Origin of the sequence: Pedomonas sp. V897, assembly GCF_051304405.1 — a bacterium.
Taxonomy (GTDB): Bacteria; Pseudomonadota; Alphaproteobacteria; order Sphingomonadales; family Sphingomonadaceae; genus Pedomonas.
Genome location: NZ_JBPPGG010000001.1, coordinates 1,036,699 through 1,053,854, shown reverse-complemented (window position 1 = coordinate 1,053,854; position 17,156 = coordinate 1,036,699). Strand labels below are relative to the sequence as shown.

Annotated in this window: 18 protein-coding genes; 10 read left to right on the top strand and 8 right to left on the bottom strand. The window is 66.8% G+C overall.

Annotated features, from left to right (window positions below):
• Positions 1 to 20 precede the first annotated feature (20 nt).
• Both rlmN and ACSJJU_RS05000 read left to right on the top strand, forming a co-directional pair.
• Positions 21 to 1,220 (top strand): 23S rRNA (adenine(2503)-C(2))-methyltransferase RlmN, encoded by a 1,200-nt coding sequence (gene rlmN, locus ACSJJU_RS05005; protein ID WP_435914112.1) that lies wholly within the window; start codon positions 21 to 23, stop codon positions 1,218 to 1,220.
• Positions 1,221 to 1,484: 264 nt separating this feature from the next.
• Positions 1,485 to 2,351 (top strand): diacylglycerol/lipid kinase family protein, encoded by an 867-nt coding sequence (locus ACSJJU_RS05000; protein ID WP_435914111.1) that lies wholly within the window; start codon positions 1,485 to 1,487, stop codon positions 2,349 to 2,351.
• A gap of 210 nt (positions 2,352 to 2,561) precedes the next feature.
• Here ACSJJU_RS05000 and ACSJJU_RS04995 read toward each other — a convergent pair whose 3' ends face one another.
• Complete coding sequence (locus ACSJJU_RS04995) at positions 2,562 to 3,272, bottom strand: 2OG-Fe(II) oxygenase (RefSeq protein WP_435914110.1); 711 nt, start codon at positions 3,270 to 3,272, stop codon at positions 2,562 to 2,564.
• Between the two features lie 208 nt (positions 3,273 to 3,480).
• Between ACSJJU_RS04995 and ACSJJU_RS04990 the strand changes: the two genes are divergently transcribed.
• Genes ACSJJU_RS04990 through ACSJJU_RS04980 form a run of 3 tightly spaced genes read left to right on the top strand, consistent with a single transcriptional unit; the run spans position 3,481 to position 7,032 of the window.
• Entirely contained in the window at positions 3,481 to 4,731 is a 1,251-nt protein-coding gene (locus ACSJJU_RS04990; protein ID WP_435914109.1) for a class I SAM-dependent methyltransferase, read from the top strand.
• Entirely contained in the window at positions 4,701 to 5,756 is a 1,056-nt protein-coding gene (gene dmeF, locus ACSJJU_RS04985; RefSeq protein ID WP_435914108.1) for a CDF family Co(II)/Ni(II) efflux transporter DmeF, read from the top strand. The genes ACSJJU_RS04990 and dmeF overlap by 31 nt, the downstream gene beginning before the upstream one ends.
• A 55-nt stretch (positions 5,757 to 5,811) precedes the next feature.
• Positions 5,812 to 7,032, top strand: a complete 1,221-nt coding sequence (locus ACSJJU_RS04980) for an argininosuccinate synthase (RefSeq protein WP_435914107.1) — start codon at positions 5,812 to 5,814, stop codon at positions 7,030 to 7,032.
• Between the two features lie 273 nt (positions 7,033 to 7,305).
• Here the strand turns inward: ACSJJU_RS04980 and ACSJJU_RS04975 are convergent, their stop codons facing one another.
• Positions 7,306 to 7,671 (bottom strand): hypothetical protein, encoded by a 366-nt coding sequence (locus tag ACSJJU_RS04975; RefSeq protein WP_435914106.1) that lies wholly within the window; start codon positions 7,669 to 7,671, stop codon positions 7,306 to 7,308.
• 125 nt (positions 7,672 to 7,796) lie between these two features.
• Between ACSJJU_RS04975 and ACSJJU_RS04970 the strand changes: the two genes are divergently transcribed.
• Together ACSJJU_RS04970 and ACSJJU_RS04965 are read left to right on the top strand one after the other, a co-directional pair.
• On the top strand, positions 7,797 to 7,946 hold the full coding sequence (locus tag ACSJJU_RS04970; RefSeq protein ID WP_435914105.1) for a hypothetical protein: 150 nt from the start codon (positions 7,797 to 7,799) through the stop codon (positions 7,944 to 7,946).
• A 37-nt stretch (positions 7,947 to 7,983) separates the two neighbouring features.
• Complete coding sequence (locus ACSJJU_RS04965) at positions 7,984 to 8,769, top strand: PEP-CTERM sorting domain-containing protein (protein WP_435914104.1); 786 nt, start codon at positions 7,984 to 7,986, stop codon at positions 8,767 to 8,769.
• A gap of 99 nt (positions 8,770 to 8,868) precedes the next feature.
• Here the strand turns inward: ACSJJU_RS04965 and ACSJJU_RS04960 are convergent, their stop codons facing one another.
• The 4 genes from ACSJJU_RS04960 to ACSJJU_RS04945 are packed head-to-tail and all read right to left on the bottom strand — an operon-like array spanning position 8,869 to position 11,026.
• Entirely contained in the window at positions 8,869 to 9,516 is a 648-nt protein-coding gene (locus ACSJJU_RS04960; RefSeq protein WP_435914382.1) for a MarC family protein, read from the bottom strand.
• Positions 9,516 to 10,412 (bottom strand): bifunctional methylenetetrahydrofolate dehydrogenase/methenyltetrahydrofolate cyclohydrolase FolD, encoded by an 897-nt coding sequence (gene folD / locus ACSJJU_RS04955; protein ID WP_435914103.1) that lies wholly within the window; start codon positions 10,410 to 10,412, stop codon positions 9,516 to 9,518. Before folD ends, ACSJJU_RS04960 begins: the two co-directional genes overlap by 1 nt.
• Positions 10,409 to 10,729: a DUF167 domain-containing protein gene (locus ACSJJU_RS04950; RefSeq protein ID WP_435914102.1), complete on the bottom strand. Its 321-nt coding sequence runs from the start codon at positions 10,727 to 10,729 to the stop codon at positions 10,409 to 10,411. Before ACSJJU_RS04950 ends, folD begins: the two co-directional genes overlap by 4 nt.
• A 15-nt stretch (positions 10,730 to 10,744) precedes the next feature.
• Complete coding sequence (locus tag ACSJJU_RS04945) at positions 10,745 to 11,026, bottom strand: YggT family protein (RefSeq protein WP_435914101.1); 282 nt, start codon at positions 11,024 to 11,026, stop codon at positions 10,745 to 10,747.
• A 129-nt stretch (positions 11,027 to 11,155) separates the two neighbouring features.
• Here ACSJJU_RS04945 and ACSJJU_RS04940 point away from each other — a divergent pair, with 129 nt between their 5' ends.
• Positions 11,156 to 13,987 carry a hypothetical protein gene (locus tag ACSJJU_RS04940; protein WP_435914100.1) on the top strand — a complete coding sequence of 944 codons (2,832 nt, stop codon included), beginning with the start codon at positions 11,156 to 11,158 and terminating at the stop codon, positions 13,985 to 13,987.
• A complete protein-coding gene (locus ACSJJU_RS04935) occupies positions 13,984 to 14,415 on the top strand; it encodes a hypothetical protein (RefSeq protein ID WP_435914099.1) in 432 nt (143 codons plus the stop codon). Before ACSJJU_RS04940 ends, ACSJJU_RS04935 begins: the two co-directional genes overlap by 4 nt.
• A 28-nt stretch (positions 14,416 to 14,443) precedes the next feature.
• Here the strand turns inward: ACSJJU_RS04935 and ACSJJU_RS04930 are convergent, their stop codons facing one another.
• Positions 14,444 to 15,259 carry a glucose 1-dehydrogenase gene (locus ACSJJU_RS04930; RefSeq protein WP_435914098.1) on the bottom strand — a complete coding sequence of 272 codons (816 nt, stop codon included), beginning with the start codon at positions 15,257 to 15,259 and terminating at the stop codon, positions 14,444 to 14,446.
• Positions 15,260 to 15,760: 501 nt separating this feature from the next.
• Here ACSJJU_RS04930 and irrA point away from each other — a divergent pair.
• The gene (gene irrA, locus ACSJJU_RS04925) at positions 15,761 to 16,231 is read left to right on the top strand and encodes an iron response transcriptional regulator IrrA (protein ID WP_435914097.1); all 471 of its coding nucleotides are present in this window, start codon (positions 15,761 to 15,763) and stop codon (positions 16,229 to 16,231) included.
• Positions 16,232 to 16,321: 90 nt separating this feature from the next.
• Here the strand turns inward: irrA and ACSJJU_RS04920 are convergent, their stop codons facing one another.
• Positions 16,322 to 17,122: an alpha/beta hydrolase gene (locus ACSJJU_RS04920; RefSeq protein ID WP_435914096.1), complete on the bottom strand. Its 801-nt coding sequence runs from the start codon at positions 17,120 to 17,122 to the stop codon at positions 16,322 to 16,324.
• Between the last annotated feature and the right edge of the window lie 34 nt (positions 17,123 to 17,156).

Genomic DNA, 17,156 nt, shown 5'->3' with positions numbered 1-17,156 from the left:
ACGGACAAGAGTTTAAGCCCATGCAGATTCCCGGCAACATCGACCCTGTGGTGACCCCGCGTGCGCCCGTTCAGCGCGCCGACGGCCGCCGGGACGTGCTCGGCCTCGACCGGGACGAACTCAAGGCCGCGCTCATCGCGGTGGGCGTGCCCGAAAATCAGGCCCGGATGCGCGCCAGCCAGGTCTGGCACTGGGTCTACCACCGGGGCGTGACCGACTTCGCCGCCATGGCCAACATCGCCAAGGACACCCGGGCGCTGCTGGAGGAACACTTCGTGGTGAGCCGCCCGGAGGTGGTGACGGCCCAGGTCTCCAGCGACGGCACCCGCAAGTGGCTGCTGCGCGCGCCGGACGGCAACGAGTTCGAGATGGTGTTCATTCCCGACGCCGACCGGGGCACGCTCTGCGTCTCCAGCCAGGTGGGCTGCACCCTCAACTGCCGCTTCTGCTACACCGGCACCATGAAGCTGGTGCGCAACCTGACGCCGGGCGAGATCGTCGGCCAGGTGATGCTCGCCCGCGACGCGCTGGGCGAATGGCCCTCGGCGCAGGACGGCCGCCTGCTCACCAACATCGTGATGATGGGCATGGGCGAGCCGCTCTACAACTTCGACAATGTGAAGAAGGCGCTCAACATCATCATGGACGAGGCGGGCATCCAGCTCTCCCGCCGCCGCATCACCCTGTCCACCAGCGGCGTCGTCCCCATGATGGCCCGCGCCGGCGAGGAGATCGGCGTGAACCTGGCCGTCTCCCTCCATGCCGTCACCAAGGAGGTGCGGGACGAAATCGTGCCGCTCAACCGCAAGTACGGCATCGAGCAGCTGCTGGAAGCCTGCGCCGCCTACCCGGGCGCGAACAACGCCCGCCGCATCACCTTCGAATACGTGATGCTGAAGGACAAGAACGACCGGGACGAGGACGCCCACGAACTGGTCCGCCTGCTGCGCAAGTACAGGATCCCGGCCAAGGTGAACCTCATTCCGTTCAACCCCTGGCCCGGCTCGCCCTACGAATGCTCGGACTGGGACCGGATCGAACGCTTCTCCGACATCGTGTTCCGCGCCGGCATCTCCGCCCCCATCCGCACCCCGCGCGGACGCGACATCATGGCCGCCTGCGGCCAGCTGAAGTCCGAAAGCCAGAAGATCAGCCGCGCCGAGCTGGACCGCATCGCCGCCGAGAAGCAGGCGCAGATCATGGAAGAAACCGTTAATTGAAAGAATGGGTTGTTTGAATGCAGGAGGGTCTATAACCCTCCTGCACCTCCCATTCCTTTTTCCGGACGTGTTTCCCGCGCCGTCTGGAAACGCACCTGCTGCTCACATCCCTTTTATCCAGCTTGCACTTTGGCTAGGGCCATGCACGGCCCTTTGAAACTAAAGGGAGGTGCAGGAGGGTCCGCGACCCTCCTGCGAAAGAAAAAGGAAAAATCTGCAAGATTAATATCTTGCAAGACCAAACGGTGAGCTAAGCTGACGGCCGTGAAGCGCATTCTCATCATTGCCAACCCCACGGCAGGTCAGGGCCTTGCACCCGCCCACCGCATGGCGGAGCTTCTCGCCCGCTACGGCGCGCAGGCTGACATTGCGCCCACCGAATACGCCGGGCATGCCAGGGAAATCGCCCTGCAGGCGGCCCTGTCCCATACGGCCGATATCGTTGTCGCAGCAGGCGGCGATGGCACCTGCGGCGAAGTAATGACCGGGCTGATCGGCTCGCCTGTTCCCTTCGCGGTGTTACCCGCAGGCACGGCCAATGTAACCGCACTGTCGCTTGGTCTTCCCCGGGACGCCGACGCCCTGGCCCGGTATATTCTGAACGGCCCTGTCGTTCCATTCCGTCCAGCCCTTGCCAACGGCACACCATTCCTGTGCGTGGCAAGCGTTGGCTTTGATGCCGAAGCGGTGCACCGCGTCAGCCTTTCCCTGAAGCGTCGAATGGGCAAGCTTGCCTACGCCGCGGCTGGACTCTCCGCCTTCGCCGCGCCGCCGCCCCGCTTCGAGGTTCACGCCAACGGCCGCCACTTCGAGGTGACGCAGATGATCGTCTCCCGCGTGCCCTTCTATGCCGGCCGCTACCGTCTGTTCCCCAACGCCCGCCCGTTCGCCAACGAGCTGAACGTGCTGGTAGTACGCCAGGGCGGACGCGCCCGCCTGCTCCACTTCGCCGTGATGGCCGCCCTTGGCCGCCACACCGGTATGCGCCATGTGGTGCGCATTTCCTGCGAACAGGTCCACGCCACTGCCGCCACGCCCGTCGCCGCACAGGTGGACGGCGATGCCTTCGGCACCACGCCCGTCACCTTCTCGCTGTCACCGGAACACGTGCTGCTAAAGCACTGGGCTTGATGTAAAAGAGATTTCACTTGTGGTTTCTTTTCGCAGGAGGGTCTCGGACCCTCCTGCACCTCCCATTCATTTCAGGGACGCACCCGGTCAGACGGTTCCGCCTGTCCGGCAAGCGCCTGAAACGCAGCTGGGAGAACGAACGGGGTGCAGGGGTCCAGGACCCCTGCAAAAAAGAAACAAATCCCTGTCAGAACACAGGAATTCCCGACCTTACTCATCCCCCCGGGTGCGCAGCCAGCCGGTGATGGAATAGCGCCGGGCCGGGGCGAAGGGTGCGACCGTGCTCACCGAGTGGGGGGTTGGCACCCGGAAGATGTTGAGCACGTTGAAGGCGGGCACGAGGCCGCGCGTCACCGCGCCGGAGTCGTCGTGGAACAGCAGCAGGCCGCCCCAGTCCGGCCGCCAGGCGGGCGTGAGGTTCAGCACGTAGGCGGCGCGGCGGTGTTTGCCCGGTATTTTGTCGTCGTGGGTGGTCAGGAAGTTTCCGGGGCCGTAGCGGCAGGCCTGGGCGTCGGCGAAGCAGATGTCCGGGTCGTCGCAGAGGCGGCGGCCGATGTCGAGGAAGGGCTCTGACGTCACCAGCGCCCGCACGCTCTCCAGCACCGGCGCGGCCACCGGAGCGGCCCCTGCCTCGATCGCCGGGATATGCTCGAAGGCATAGGCAAAGCCCTGCTGCGCCGCCGCGTGCGCCCGGCCGAGGGCAAAGGCGGTATCGGCGCCGGGCGGGACCGACCAGCTCTCGCCGCCCGCGCCGATGGAGGTGTGCCAGCCCTCCAGCCCCGCCAGCGTGCGGTGGAGGGCCTCCGCATCCTGCCGCGCCAGGATGTTCGGGATCTGCACCCAGCCGTGGGTCTGGAAATGCTCGACCAGTTTTGGCCAGTTGAACGTGCTCCGCAGTTTGAGCCCCAGCGCCGCGTCCATGGAACCTCCAAAACCGTTTACCGCGTCATATGTTCTACTAACCTTGCCTTGGCGCCTTGTCGGCCCTTTATTGGATTTCAGGCTCGGGACCGGAGGCCAGCGCCGGCGGAAGATAGACAGAAAAGATCACGTTGGGGATCGCTCTCCTGCCAAGCTGTGCTAGATTGAAGGTCTGGTTTTTGGAAGTGCTAACAGGAAGGGGTTTTTCATGGGCCCGCTCTCGGCACTGCTGCGTCGGGTTGTTCGCCACGGTGACCTGACGGTGATCGACGCTTCCGGCACGCGCCATCGCTTCGGCGACGGCCAGGGAACGTCCTGCGTCATCCGCCTGACGGACCGGCGCATTCCCTGGGCCATCGCCCTCAACCCCACGCTGGCGACCGGCGAGGGTTACATGGACGGGCGCATCGTTCTGGAGCAGGGCGAGATCCTTGATCTCATCGACCTGTTCACCAGCAACCTGCGCTGGCACCCGGACAACCGGCTCCGCGACCCGCTGAAGCGCACGCCGGGCTGGTGGACCGCCCTCCAGCAATGGAACAACCAGCGCACGGCGAAGAAGAACGTCGCCCACCACTACGATCTCTCCGGCAAGCTGTATGACCTGTTCCTCGACCCGGACCGGCAGTACAGCTGCGCCTACTTCCGCGATCCGGGCAACAGCCTGGAGCAGGCCCAGCTCGACAAGAAGGCCCACATCGCCGCCAAGCTGCTGCTGAACCGGCCCGGCCTTTCGGTGCTGGACATCGGCTGCGGCTGGGGGGGCCTGGCGCTGTATCTGAACCAGGTGGCGAGCGCCCGGGTGATGGGCGTCACACTCTCCGAGGAGCAGCTGGCCGTCGCCCGCCAGCGGGCCGAAGCGGCAGGCGTGTCGGAGGACGTGACCTTCCACCTCCAGGACTATCGCACCATCAACCGGAAGTTCGACCGCATCGTCTCGGTGGGCATGTTCGAGCACGTGGGCAAGCCGTTCTACGAGACCTACTTCCGCAAGGTCGTCGACCTGCTGGAGGACGACGGCGTGATGCTGCTGCACACCATCGGCCGGGCGGACGGGCCGGGCGTCACCGACCCGTGGACCCGCAAGTACATCTTCCCCGGCGGCTACTGCCCCGCGCTGTCGGAGATCATGCCCGCCATCGAGAAGGCCGGGCTATATGTCACCGACATCGAGGTGCTGCGGCTGCACTACATGCACACCCTCCAGCACTGGTACGACCGGGCAAAGGCGCAGAAGCAGGCCATCGTCGCGCTGTATGACGAGCGTTTCTGGCGCATGTGGATGTTTTACCTCGCCGGAGCGCTTTGCGCCTTCCGCCACACCGGGCATGTGGTATTCCAGATCCAGCTTGCCCGGCGGGTGGACTCCGTACCCCTCACCCGCGACTACATGGGACAGGCGGAAGCAAGGCTGCTATCGGCGGAGCCATGGCCAAAGGTCGCGTCAACCGTACCCTAGACACCTCGCGGGAGCCCTCACCCGGCGCCTGGGAGAAGAACCACCAGTTCCTCTCGGAGCAGCAGAGCCGCAACGAACGGCGGCTGTGGCTGGTGATCGGCATCACCGTCGTGATGATGGTGGCCGAGATCGGCGGCGGCTTCCTCTGGGGCTCCATGGCGCTGCTGGCCGACGGCTGGCACATGGCGAGCCACGCCGGCGCGCTGGCCATCTCCGCCATGGGCTATGCCTTCGCCCGCCGCCACGCCCACAATCCGCGCTTCTCGTTCGGCACCGGCAAGGTGGGCGACCTGGCCGCCTTCACCAGCGCGGTGGCGCTGGGGCTGGTGGCGCTGCTGATCGCGGTCGAGTCCGTGGTCCGGCTGATCGAGCCGCGCCCGATCCACTTCGGCGAGGCGATGACCGTGGCCGCCATCGGCCTGGTGGTGAACCTGGTGTGCGCCTGGCTGCTGGGCGGTGATCATGACCACGGGCACGAGCACCACGGGCACGAGCACCACGGCCACGCCCATGGCCATGCCCATGACCACGGGCACGATCACGGCCACGATCACCACGATCATGAGCATGAGCACGACCATGCCCACGATCACGCCGACCACCACAAGGACCACAACATCACCGCCGCCTACGTGCACGTGCTGGCGGACGCCCTCACCTCTGTGCTGGCGATCGGCGCACTCGCCGTCGGCATGTGGGGCGGATGGCAATGGCTGGACCCGGTGATCGGCCTTGTGGGCGCCGCGGTCATCGGCCGCTGGTCGGTCTCGCTGATGCGCACCACCGCCGGCATCCTCCTCGACATGACGCCGGACCCGCAGCTGGTGGAGCGGGCGCGCAAGCTGCTGGAAACCGAGACCGATCACGTCACGGACCTGCACATCTGGCGGGTCGGGCCGGGGCATCTGGCGGCCATGGCGACCATCGTCTCGCAGGCGCCGCAGCCCTCCCACGTCTACCACGCACGGCTGAAGCCGCTCGGCGCCTTGTCGCACGTGACGGTGGAGGTGCACACCTGCGCTTGACGCGGCCCCCCCGCACGGTTACGCCGCGCGTCGAGACTCACGGGAGGCTGTAACAATGGCGCGCGATATCAAGAAAGTGGTTCTCGCCTATTCGGGCGGACTGGACACGTCGATCATCCTGAAGTGGCTGCAGACGGAATACAACGCCGAGGTCGTGACCTTCACGGCCGACCTGGGCCAGGGCGAGGAGCTGGAGCCCGCCCGCAAGAAGGCCGAGATGCTGGGCATCAAGCCGGAGAACATCTTCATCGAGGATCTGCGCGAGGAATTCGTGCGGGACTACGTGTTCCCGATGATGCGCGCCAACGCCCAGTACGAGGGCCTCTACCTGCTGGGCACCTCCATCGCCCGGCCGCTGATCGCCAAGAAGCAGATCGAGATCGCCCGCAAGGTGGGCGCGGATGCGGTCTGCCACGGCGCGACCGGCAAGGGCAACGACCAGGTGCGCTTCGAGCTGGGCTACTATGCCCTTGAGCCCAACATCAAGGTGATCGCCCCGTGGCGCGAGTGGGACCTGACCTCCCGCACCAAGCTGCTGGAGTTCGCCGAGCAGAACCAGATCCCCATCGCCAAGGACAAGCGCGGCGAGGCGCCGTTCTCGGTGGACGCCAATCTGCTGCACACCTCCTCCGAGGGCAAGGTGCTGGAGGATCCGTGGGAGGAAGTGCCCGATTACGTCTACTCCCGCACGGTGAACCCGGAGGACGCGCCGGACAAGCCGACCTACATCACCATCGACTTCGAGAAGGGCGACGCGGTCGCCGTGGACGGCCAGGCCATGAGCCCGGCGACGCTCCTCGCGCACCTCAATGAGCTGGGCCGCGTCAACGGCATCGGCCGCCTCGACCTGGTGGAAAACCGCTTCGTCGGCATGAAGTCGCGCGGCATGTACGAAACGCCGGGCGGCACCATCCTGCTGGCCGCCCATCGCGGCATCGAGCAGATCACCCTCGACCGCGGCGCCGCCCACCTGAAGGACGAGCTGATGCCGCGCTACGCGGAGCTGATCTACAACGGCTTCTGGTTCTCGCCGGAGCGCGAGATGCTCCAGGCCGCCATCGACCACTCGCAGCAGAACGTCACCGGCACCGTGCGCCTGAAGCTCTACAAGGGCTCGGTGAACGTGGTCGGCCGCAAGTCGCCCAAGTCGCTCTACTCCTCGAACATCGTCACCTTCGAGGAAGACGCCGGCGCCTACGACCAGCGCGACGCCGCGGGCTTCATCAAGCTGAACGCCCTGCGCCTGCGCCTGCTGGGCCAGCGCGGTTCGCTGTAAGGGCTGTGTGATCCAGGGAGTTTTTACGGCAGGAGGGGCCCCGTGCGCGGAGGCGCACAAACCATCAGGACCCCTCCTGCACCTCCCATTCGATAAAAAGGGCCGTGTCCTGCATTGAAGGGCGCGGCCCTTTTTTTGACAGGAAGAATAGGGCCGTGCGCGTGATGAAGGGTGCGGCCCGATAAAACGAACGGGAGCGCGAGGGTCCCCGTGCGCGGAGGCGCACAAGCCGTTGAGTCCCTCGCATTCTTTTTCTTTCACACCACCAACGGGCTACGCCGCGCGGGTGCGGAACCAGAGCCAGGCCATGCCGATGAGGCCGAGGAACGGCGCGAACATCCACAGCGTCGCCGTGACCACAGCCTTGAGGAACAGCATGACGATGGCATTCAGGATGAACAGATTGTCGCCCAGCATGAGGTTCCGCAGTTCTTCCCAGACCAGCTTGGCGAAGGGAAACAGGATCAGGCACAGCACGAAATAGCCCATGGTGAGGACGCGCTGTCCAGTCCAGCCGGTGGTGGTGATCGCCTGCCACTGCATCCAGGCCACCAGGGCGAAGAGGGCGGCGCTGATGATGTAGGCGCGCACCAGCCAGGCCGGACGCAGAGCGCCGAAGGTACGCGAGAAAAAGCTCACGGTTACACGCCTCCCGACAGTCTGTCTTCAGCCCGAGGATGCCCTGAGCGCGTTCATTGATCTATTGAAATGACATTATTCCTAGCAAGGATCTGCCGGGACCGAAGCGCGGGAGTCCAGCGGGCATGACTGTGGTTTTTTGCTCGGGTGCGGCAGGCGTGATCTTCGGATATTTACGTCTCCGGCCTGTTGTATCTGTCCAGAAATTTTACAAAAACTTTCCCGTTACGGATCAAAAACGGCTGAAAACTGCTGCTGGCATGGATCTTGCCTGAAAAATAATCTGATAAGATTATTCCGGGGGGCATGCCCATGAAGACTTTGCTTTCAGCCCTGGCGATCGCCACCACCCTGGCCACACCATCGCTGGCGGCACCTGTGATCTCCCTGACTTATGACGCCCATCAGGGGGAGTATAATCAGGCCCTGACCAACCTGGGCTACAGCTTCACCGCCTACGATTACGCCACCTCCGACTGGTCCAGCATCCTGTCCGGCACGGACGTGTTTCTGATCGGCGAAATCTCGAACCTGGAGCTCAACACCAGCGACGCGACCCGCGCGGCCGTGACCAGCTTCGTTCAGAGCGGGGGCACGCTCGTTGTCCATTATCCCATCGGAGCGACCAACGGCACGCTGGCCTTTCTGAACCAGACCTTCGGCCTGTCGCTGTGGCTCGGCTCATACGGTTGCACAGGTCTCAACACCTACTACCTGAACGAGGACGCCGCCGCAGGCACCACGTTCGAAGGCGGCCACGCCTTGCTGCATGATGTCAGCTGCACCGCGTCGGTCAACTCCGACTCCCTGCCCGCTGAAGCGCTCAATCTCTACAGCGACGGCCGCTACACCTCGGTTTTCGCCCTGGGCTTCGGCGAGGGGCAGCTGGTTGTTCTGGGCTGGGATATGTGCGCCAGCTGCGTGTTTCCCCTCTATGCGGTACTGTGGCACGACGTGCTGGACCGGGCGATCCGGTTCAAGGCCAAAAGGGCGGAGGGGGAAGCCCCGGTCAGGGTGCCGGAGGCGGCAACCGTTGGCCTTCTCGGCTTCGGTCTCGCGGGCGTTGCCCTGGCCCGCCGCCGCCGCAAGGCCGCCTGAGCGGCAGCGCCGCCCGACAAATACCCCAAACCGCAAAGGGCGGCCCGCCGGGCCGCCCTTCTTTTTTCACTGGCGCGTTTGCGCCCGTCTCGGGTGCGCCTAGCCCAGGAAGGCGTTATGGATGCCGTCGAACACGAACTGGGCGGCCAGCGCGGCGAGAATGACGCCGAGCAGGCGGCTGATGACGGCGGAGACGGTCTTGCCCATCATCTGGAGCAGCGGACCGGCCGCCAGCAGGCCGACAAAGGTGATGGCGAGGACGCTCGCCAGCGCCGCCAGCACGGCGGCCTGGGCCTCCCAGCTGCCTTCCGCCCGCGTCATCAGCAGCACGATGGAGGCGATGGAGCCCGGCCCGGCCAGCATGGGCATGGCCATGGGGAAGACGGAGATGTCTTCCTCCTCCAGCGGGTGGTGCTTGTCCTCCGCTTCCTTCGCCAGCTTCTCGGCGCGGTTTTCGCGGCGCTCGGTGCGCTTCTCGAACACCATGTCGAGTGCGATCAGGAACAGCAGAATGCCGCCCGCCGTGCGGAAGGCGTCCATGCTGATGCCGAGCGCGCCCAGCAGCGGGTCGCCGACGAAGGCGAAGGCGAGCAGCAGCGCGGCGGCGATGAGCACCGAGCGGATCGCCATGGCGCGCTGGTGCGCCCGCGAGGTGCCCGCGGTCAGGCTCGCGAAGATGGGCACGCACCCCGGCGGGTCGATGGCGACCAGCAGGGTGACGAAGGCCGGAACGAAGATATCGAGGATCACAGTCCCTCCGGGTCCGGCAGGCCTGCCTGACGGCAGGCCGCCACCGTGGCGTTGCGAAGCAGGCAGGCGATGGTCATGGGGCCGACGCCGCCCGGAACCGGGGTCACCGCCCCGGCCACCTGGCTGACCTCGGCATAGTCCACGTCACCCACCACGCGGGTTGCGCCCTCGCCCTTCTCGGGCGCGGGGATGCGGTTGATGCCCACGTCGATGACGACCGCGCCCGGCTTGATCCAGTCGCCCTTTACCATGAGCGGGCGGCCGACCGCCGCCACCACGATGTCCGCCTGGCGGACCACCGCCGGCAGGTCCTTCGTGCGGGAGTGGGCGACGGTGACGGTGCAGTTCTCGGCCAGCAGCAGCTGGGCCATGGGCTTGCCGACGATGTTGGAGCGGCCGATGACGACGGCGCTCTTGCCCGAGAGGTCGCCGAGCACGTCCTTGACAAGCAGGAGGCAGCCGAACGGCGTGCACGGCACCATGGACTTCTGGCCCGTCGCCAGCCGCCCGGCGTTGATGACATGGAAGCCGTCCACATCCTTCGCCGGGTCGATGGCGTTGATGACCGCTTCCTCGGAGATCTGCCTGGGCAAGGGCAGCTGCACCAGGATGCCGTGGACCTTCGGATCGTTGTTGAGCTGCGCGACAAGGGCCAGCAGCTCCTCCTGCGTGGTGGTCTCGGGCAGGCGGTACTCGAAGCTGGCCATGCCCGCCTCGACCGTCTGCTTCGCCTTGGAGCGCACGTAGATTTCCGACGCCGGATCAGCGCCCACCAGCACCACCGCAAGGCCCGGCTGGAGGCCGTGGTCGGCCACAAGCCCCTTCACGACGTCGGCCACGCGGGCACGCAATCCGGCCGCGAACGCCTTGCCATCGATTACCTGTGCCGTCACGACGTACTCCTTTCCAACTCGGCGAACCGGGCCAGAAGGGCCTCCGTGTCGCCTTCAATCAACAGCAGCTTTTCGCGGGCGGTGTCACCGCGCACAATCGAAACGCGGGAGCGGGCCACCTGGAACGCCTTGGCAATCAACGCCACGACCGCCGCATTGGCCGCGCCATCGGCCGGCGGCGCGGACACCTTGACCGCAAGGCGGCATTGCCCCGCCTCGTCCCGGCTTGCGCCGGCCACCGTATCCCGCCCGCCCTTCGGCGTGACCCGCACCGAGACGCGCAGGCCGCCTTCCGATGGTTTGCCGGGGCGGGCCATGATGCGGGCGTCTCCTTACATCAGGATCATTTCGCGCAGCAGGCGGCGCAGGAACTCGATGGCCAGCGCCACCACCAGCGGCGAGAAATCCACACCCCCCAGGTCCGGCAGGATACGCCGCACCGGACGGCACAGCGGATCGACGATCCGGTTCAGCGTGTGCAGAACGGTCCGCACGAACGCGTTGTACGGATTGATGACGTTGAACGCGACCAGCCAGCTCGCCACCGCATTGATGATGATGGCGAACAGCAGCAGCTTCAGGACCGTGTCGATAAGCCAGTAAAGCGCAAGCATTGCGGATTCCCTTGGGGCAGTTCCTTCCGGGGTGTAGCTTGACTATGGCGCCTCGATCAACCCGGCGTTGCGACATTAACAACTTGGTAAGCGTCTCTGTCGCAGGGTAGAGAGTGGAGGACGTGCGTCATGGCGATCAATTTCTTCGGCGGCACATCGAAAACCTTCGGCTGGCAACCCATCCAGCTGGATCTTTCCGTGCTGGCGACGCCGGTCAACACGACCCCGCTGCTCTCCAACCGCGACCTCAAGAACTTCACCGCCCCCGCCGTCGTCGCGCCGTGGGCCGACCCGTCGAAGAGCGGCGAGACCTCCACCGAGGCGCTGGTCCGCAAGGCGCTGGCCAGCAAGAGCCTGTTCGACCGCAACGCGCCCGGCCTGAGCGCCGCCGGAGACAACAAGGATCTCAAGACCCTGTTCAGCCTCTACCAGGCGCTGAACACCCTCACCGCCCTGGCCGAGAAGGGCGCGAGCAAGACCATCTCCGACGCCTACCGCCGCCAGCTCAACGACCGCTTCCAGGCGGGGCTGGCGGAACTCCAGTCCTACCTGCTGACCGCGCCCACCGATCAGGTGAAGATGCTCTACGGCGGCAAGAAGGCCATGCTGGAGACGGTGACCATCCCCAAGGCCGCCCGCACCTACGACGGGCTGGGGCTGGTGGCCGAAACCGCCGCCGGCTCCATCAAGGGGCTGGAGGGCAACGAGAAATTCACCATCACCCTCTCCACCGGCACCCGCTCCGACACCATCACCATCGACCTGTCGGAGATCGAGGGGACCATTTCCGTGAACGCGGTGGTCAACCTCATCAACCGCCAGATCACCTCCAGGGTGATGACCGACTCCAACGGCGACCCCGTCATCAGCAGCAACGGCAAGACCATGCCGCTCTATGACACCCGCGCCGAGGCCTACAAGACCGAGGACGGCAAGTGGGGCATCCGCTTCAACGGCAACTCGGTGGAGACCATCACGCTGGGCGACCCGACGGTCGGCCCGTCGCTCTACGTGGCGACCGGCAACCAGAAGGGCAGCGAGGCCGCCGTCGGCGGGCTGCGGCGCATCGATGACGCGACCGGCACGCTGAAGACGCCCTACTACGGCAACACCGTGGTGGCGGGCATCGACTCGAACGCCACCGCCCTCGCCAAGGCGTCTGGCGCGACCGAGAAAAAGTCCGGCGAGACCGACGCCAAGGACCCCACGGTCAACGCTCCGACCACCGTGCGCAGCACCGCCGTCGACTCGAAGGGGTTCGTCTACGTGGTCGGCACCTCCTCCGGCGACTTCGGCACCCAGAAGAACGACGGCGGCAACGGGCTTTTCCTCACCAAGTACGCGCCGGACGGCTCGATGGTCTACTCCCGGCTCATCGCCGAGGGCGAGACCGAGGGCTATGGCATCGCCATCGACAAGGACGACAATGTGATCGTCGTCGGCAGCACCACCGGCAAGCTGACGGACCGGGACGTGTTCTCCGGCCAGGACAGCTTCGTGCGCCGCTACGGCTCCGACGGCACGCTGCACTTCACCGTGCAGCTGGACGGCGTCTCCGTGGACGCGGCCACCGCCGTGACCACCGACGCCAACGGCGACATCTACATCGCGGGCAACACCCGGGGCCCGGTGGTGAGCGGCCAGACCGCGCAGGGCAGCAGCGATATCTTCGTCGCCAAGATCGACGCCGGGCCGCGCGCGGTGGAGGGCATCCCCAGCCGCGTGCTCTCGGTCACCCAGTTCGGCACCTCCGGCGCGGACACGGTGGCGGACATCGCCATCGGCCCGGACGGCCAGCTTCTGGTCGCGGGCACCGAGAACGGCCAGGCCATCGTCCGCAAGCTGGACACCACGACCCTCGGCCAGCTCGATCAGGTGAACCTGGGCAACGCCACCCTCACCGGCATTGCCGTTGACGAGACCACCGGCGCCATCGCCGTCGTCGGCTCGACGACCACCGGCGCGCTGAACGCAGGCCCCGCCACCGGCGCGTTCGCCGGGGCAACCGACGGCTTCCTCGCCCGGCTGGACAGCGCGCTGACGGCGCAGGGCGTCACCTACCTCGGCACGGCGGGCGTCGACAGGATCAGCGACGTGATCGCCAGCAACGGCGAATTTTATGTGACCGGCACCACCTCGGGCGTGCTGGCGGGCACGGGCAAGAAGGGCTCGACGGATGCCTTTGTCTCGCGCCTCGACGCCGCCACCGGCGCGATCGAGGATACGATCCAGTTCGGCGCGGTGGAGACGGCCACCTCGGGCGTCTCGCTGGTGCTCAACCCCGTCGGCCACTCCAGCACGCTGGAGAAGCTGGGCCTGCGCAGCGGCGTGCTCAACCCGCCGCAGTCGGATGACCTGTTCAGCGCCACCGGCCTGAAGGCGGGCGACCATTTCTACATCTCCGTCGGCTCCACCACCCGCAAGGTGACGGTGCAGCAGGGCGACACGCTGGAGCGGCTGGCGGCCCGCATCCGCTCCGCCTTCCCCAGCGACCTGACGGTGACGGTGAGCAGCCTGTCGAGCGGCTCCAAGCTCCAGTTCAAGAACAAGTCCGGCAAGGAGATCACCTTCTCGGCGGGCGGCGCGGACAACGACGCCCTCGGCAAGCTGGGCCTGGCGCCGGGCAAGCTCTACAGCGCTGATGTGCTGTACGGCATTGACACGCAGGGCAAGGACAGCAAGGGCAAGACCGTCAGCAACGCCCTCAAGCCCGGCGGCAGCTTCGCGCTGGAGCTGGACTCGAGCCTCGCCCTCACCAACGAAAAGGCGTCCGCCTACGTCGCCAAGGTGCTGGCGGACGCGGTCGAGACCATCAAGCGCGCCTACCGCTCGCTCTATTACGACCCCAACAAGATGGCGATGGAGCAGCAGGCCAGGTTCGCCGGCAAGGTGCCGGACTACCTGACCAAGCAGATCGCCTCCTACCAGGACGCGCTGGCCCGCCTGACCGGAGGCTCATGAGCAACCGACGTTCCCTGTTCCGGCTGGCGGCGGCAGCGGCGCTCGGCCTCCTGGCTGCTGCGCCGGTTGCACCCGCCGCCCAGGCCGCCCGCCGGACGGACGACGGGCTGGCCTACAATTTCGTGCGCTTCGAGCCGATCATCGTCACCCTGTTCGACAGCAACCGGGTGACCGGCCTGATGTCGGTGACGCTGGCGCTTCAGGTGCCGACGCCTGAGGACAAGGACGCCATCGAGGCGCAGCGGCCCAGGTTCATCGACGCCTTCAACGCCGAGCTGTCGCGGCTGGGGCGGCTGCACGTGAGGCCGGACCGCCCGCTCGACGTGGATCTGCTGGCCCGCGCGCTGGAGACGACCGCCAACCGCCTCTACGGCAAGAACCGGGTGCGCGCGCTGGTGCTGGACGCCTCCACCCGCCGCCACGGCTGATCCGGCAGGCCGGCGCCCCCGCGACGGCCTACTGCGCCGACAGGCCGCCGTCGATGTACAACTCCGCGCCCGTCACGAACCGGGCCTCGTCCGAACACAGGTAGACAGCGGCATGGGCCACGTCGTCCGGCTCCCCCACCCGGCCGAGCGGGATCTGCCGGCCCAGCTTCTGGAGCAGCACCTCCCGCTCCAGCCCCCGGCCGATGCCATCGAGAATGGGCGTGTCGATGAAGGCAGGATGCACCGAATTGCAGGTGATCGGGTAGCCCGCCCGGGCGCAGTGCAGCGCCACCGACTTGGTGAGGTGGCGCACCGCCGCCTTGGCCGAGTTGTAGGCCGCCAGATTGGCCCCGGCCACCACCCCGGAAATGGACGAGATGTTGAGGATGGAGCCGCGCCCGCCATCGGCCCGCACCCTGCGGTTGATGACCGGCAGGGCCAGCTTGCAGCCGAGGAACACGCTGTCCAGATCGACGGCGTGAACCCGCCGCCAGTCTTCCAGCGTGGTCTCCTCCACCGTGCCGTTGATGCCGATCCCCGCATTGTTGACGAGGATGTGGAGGCCGCCGAACACCCGCTCCGCCTCGGCGAGCGCCGCCTCCCACTGCGCCGGGTCGGTGACGTCATGGGCGATGGCCGCCGCGCGCGCGCCCAGCGCCGCCGCCGCTGTCGCCGCCGCCGCGCCGTTGATGTCGGTGAGCACCACCCGCGCCCCCTCGGCCGCGAATCGCGCCGCCATGGCGCGGCCCAGCCCCGAGCCCGCGCCGGTCACGAGGGCGATCTTGCCCGCCAGCCTGCCCCCGCTGCTGCTGCTGCCGCCGCCGCTTCCCGATGGTCCGCTCATGCGCCTCGCCCTCCCGTTGGTTCCGCCCCTGTCCCGCTCCTGTCTAGCGGTGCCGGGGCGCGTGCCCACCTCTCAGAGTTGCGGGTTGGCAGCGGACGGGCAATCCCTCCCCCCTGCCGCGCCCCCTGCCGCACCCCCTGACGGGGACGCAGGCCGCGGAATCCGGGGCCTTCCGCGGAGGCGAAAGGTCGTAGACGGGCGATGTCACCCTTGCGGGGGCGGGAGAAAACGATTTATAGTTTTTACACGAAATATTATGAACACACTGATTTGAATGCCATTATTTTTGAACGTTTAAAAACAGCCATGCGGAACCCTCCGCGAGCCTTTATCGCCCATATTATTACGTGATGATTTGAAGAGACGGGAGACAAGCGAGAGTTAACCCCCAGATCCTTTACCGATTACTCGAGTATATCCCCCTTTTTTCCATCCCTTGCATTCCTGATTCCGGGCGCCGGACGATCTGTTCGCGCCCCTTATTCACGTGGGAGATCGCGCATGGGGCGCATCAATATGGGACGACCGCAGCGCATTCAGCCTCAGGCTGCCCTCGTCAGCCGGTTACGGGCCGCCGGATTGCGGCCGACGCAGCAGCGCATTGCCCTGGCCGCCCTGCTGTTTCAGGGCGAGCAGCCGCGCCATGTCACCGCCGAGCAGCTGTTCGCCGGGGCGACCGCCGCCGGCGTGCCGATTTCACTGGCAACGGTCTACAACACGCTGCGCCAGTTCACGGCGGCGGGGCTGCTGCAACAGGTGGTGCTGGAGGCCGGGCGCTGCCACTTCGACACCAATGTGGAGCCGCACCAGCATGTGATTCTGGAGGACAGCGCGGACATCCGGGACATCGACTCGAACGAGATCGTGTTCGCCCAGTTGCCGCCGCCGCCGGAAGGAACGGAGATCGAGCGGATCGACGTGATCATCCGCGTCCGGCCCGCCGTCGCGGAGCCGGTGGCGATGGAGGGCTGAGGCCCGGCGGCGGCCCCTCGCCCCGTCCCCCGGGGCCGGGGCACTCGCCTCTCAAGCCTGAACATCAGGCCCGAACATCAGGCCTGAACCTCACGCCTGAGGGGCAACCTCCCGCTCCGCCGCCAGCTGGGCAAGAAACCCTTCCATGTGCGCGAACACCTTGTCGCGCACGGGCGCGTGGAACAGCCAGTGCCCCACGTTGTCCAGCTCCCGGTACTGCACCGGGCCGGGCAGACGCCGCGCGGTGGAGCGCGCCACCGTCACCGGCGTGATGCGGTCTTCCGTGCCGACAACCACAAGCCCGGGGCAGCGCACGAGTGCGTAATCCACCTTGGTGCGGCGCGACGGCGCCAGCGCGCCGAAGGCGACCTCGGCCAGAACCCGGCCGGATTCGGAGACCGCCTTCGCGTAGTCCTGCTCGGCGATGTCGGCGGGCACGCCGTTGAACACGCCGTAGAACGCCACCTCGCGCGGCAGCGTGAGGGCTTCGTCCCAGAAGCCCCAGCGGCTGAGGAGCGGCCAGCAGGTGCGGATGGGCTCCCACGCCAGCGGCAGGATGTCGGCGGACGGCGCGGGCGCGAGCAGCACCAGCCCCGCCGGCTTCAGGCGGGCCGCCAGGATCTGGGCGATGAGGCCGCCGAGCGAATGGCCGACAAGCACCACCGGCGCCTCGATCTCCCGCAGCTCCGCCTCCAGCGCGGCCACATAGTCCACGATGCTGTAATGGGCCAGCTCCGGCGGGGGCATCTCGCCGGGCTCGATGTCATGGCCGGGCAGCGCCGGGGCACGGGTTTTGTACCCCTGCGCCTCGAAGTGCGCGCGATAGGCCTCCCAAACGCGCGGCCCGGCCCACATGCCATGAATGAAGTACAGCACCGGCTTTTCAGCCATGACAGTCCCCCCTTCGGATCGCGTGCGTGCCGGG

Coding starts and splice junctions, on each gene's coding strand:
- ACSJJU_RS04980 (WP_435914107.1), top strand. CDS start 5,812: ATGGCGCGCGATATCAAGAAAGTGGTTCTCGCCTATTCGGGCGGACTG.
- ACSJJU_RS04965 (WP_435914104.1), top strand. CDS start 7,984: ATGAAGACTTTGCTTTCAGCCCTGGCGATCGCCACCACCCTGGCCACA.
- ACSJJU_RS04940 (WP_435914100.1), top strand. CDS start 11,156: ATGGCGATCAATTTCTTCGGCGGCACATCGAAAACCTTCGGCTGGCAA.
- ACSJJU_RS04945 (WP_435914101.1), bottom strand. CDS start 11,026: ATGCTTGCGCTTTACTGGCTTATCGACACGGTCCTGAAGCTGCTGCTG.
- ACSJJU_RS04950 (WP_435914102.1), bottom strand. CDS start 10,729: ATGGCCCGCCCCGGCAAACCATCGGAAGGCGGCCTGCGCGTCTCGGTG.
- rlmN (WP_435914112.1), top strand. CDS start 21: ATGCAGATTCCCGGCAACATCGACCCTGTGGTGACCCCGCGTGCGCCC.
- ACSJJU_RS04920 (WP_435914096.1), bottom strand. CDS start 17,122: ATGGCTGAAAAGCCGGTGCTGTACTTCATTCATGGCATGTGGGCCGGG.
- dmeF (WP_435914108.1), top strand. CDS start 4,701: ATGGCCAAAGGTCGCGTCAACCGTACCCTAGACACCTCGCGGGAGCCC.
- ACSJJU_RS04930 (WP_435914098.1), bottom strand. CDS start 15,259: ATGAGCGGACCATCGGGAAGCGGCGGCGGCAGCAGCAGCAGCGGGGGC.
- ACSJJU_RS04935 (WP_435914099.1), top strand. CDS start 13,984: ATGAGCAACCGACGTTCCCTGTTCCGGCTGGCGGCGGCAGCGGCGCTC.
- ACSJJU_RS04995 (WP_435914110.1), bottom strand. CDS start 3,272: ATGGACGCGGCGCTGGGGCTCAAACTGCGGAGCACGTTCAACTGGCCA.
- ACSJJU_RS04990 (WP_435914109.1), top strand. CDS start 3,481: ATGGGCCCGCTCTCGGCACTGCTGCGTCGGGTTGTTCGCCACGGTGAC.
- ACSJJU_RS04970 (WP_435914105.1), top strand. CDS start 7,797: ATGACTGTGGTTTTTTGCTCGGGTGCGGCAGGCGTGATCTTCGGATAT.
- irrA (WP_435914097.1), top strand. CDS start 15,761: ATGGGGCGCATCAATATGGGACGACCGCAGCGCATTCAGCCTCAGGCT.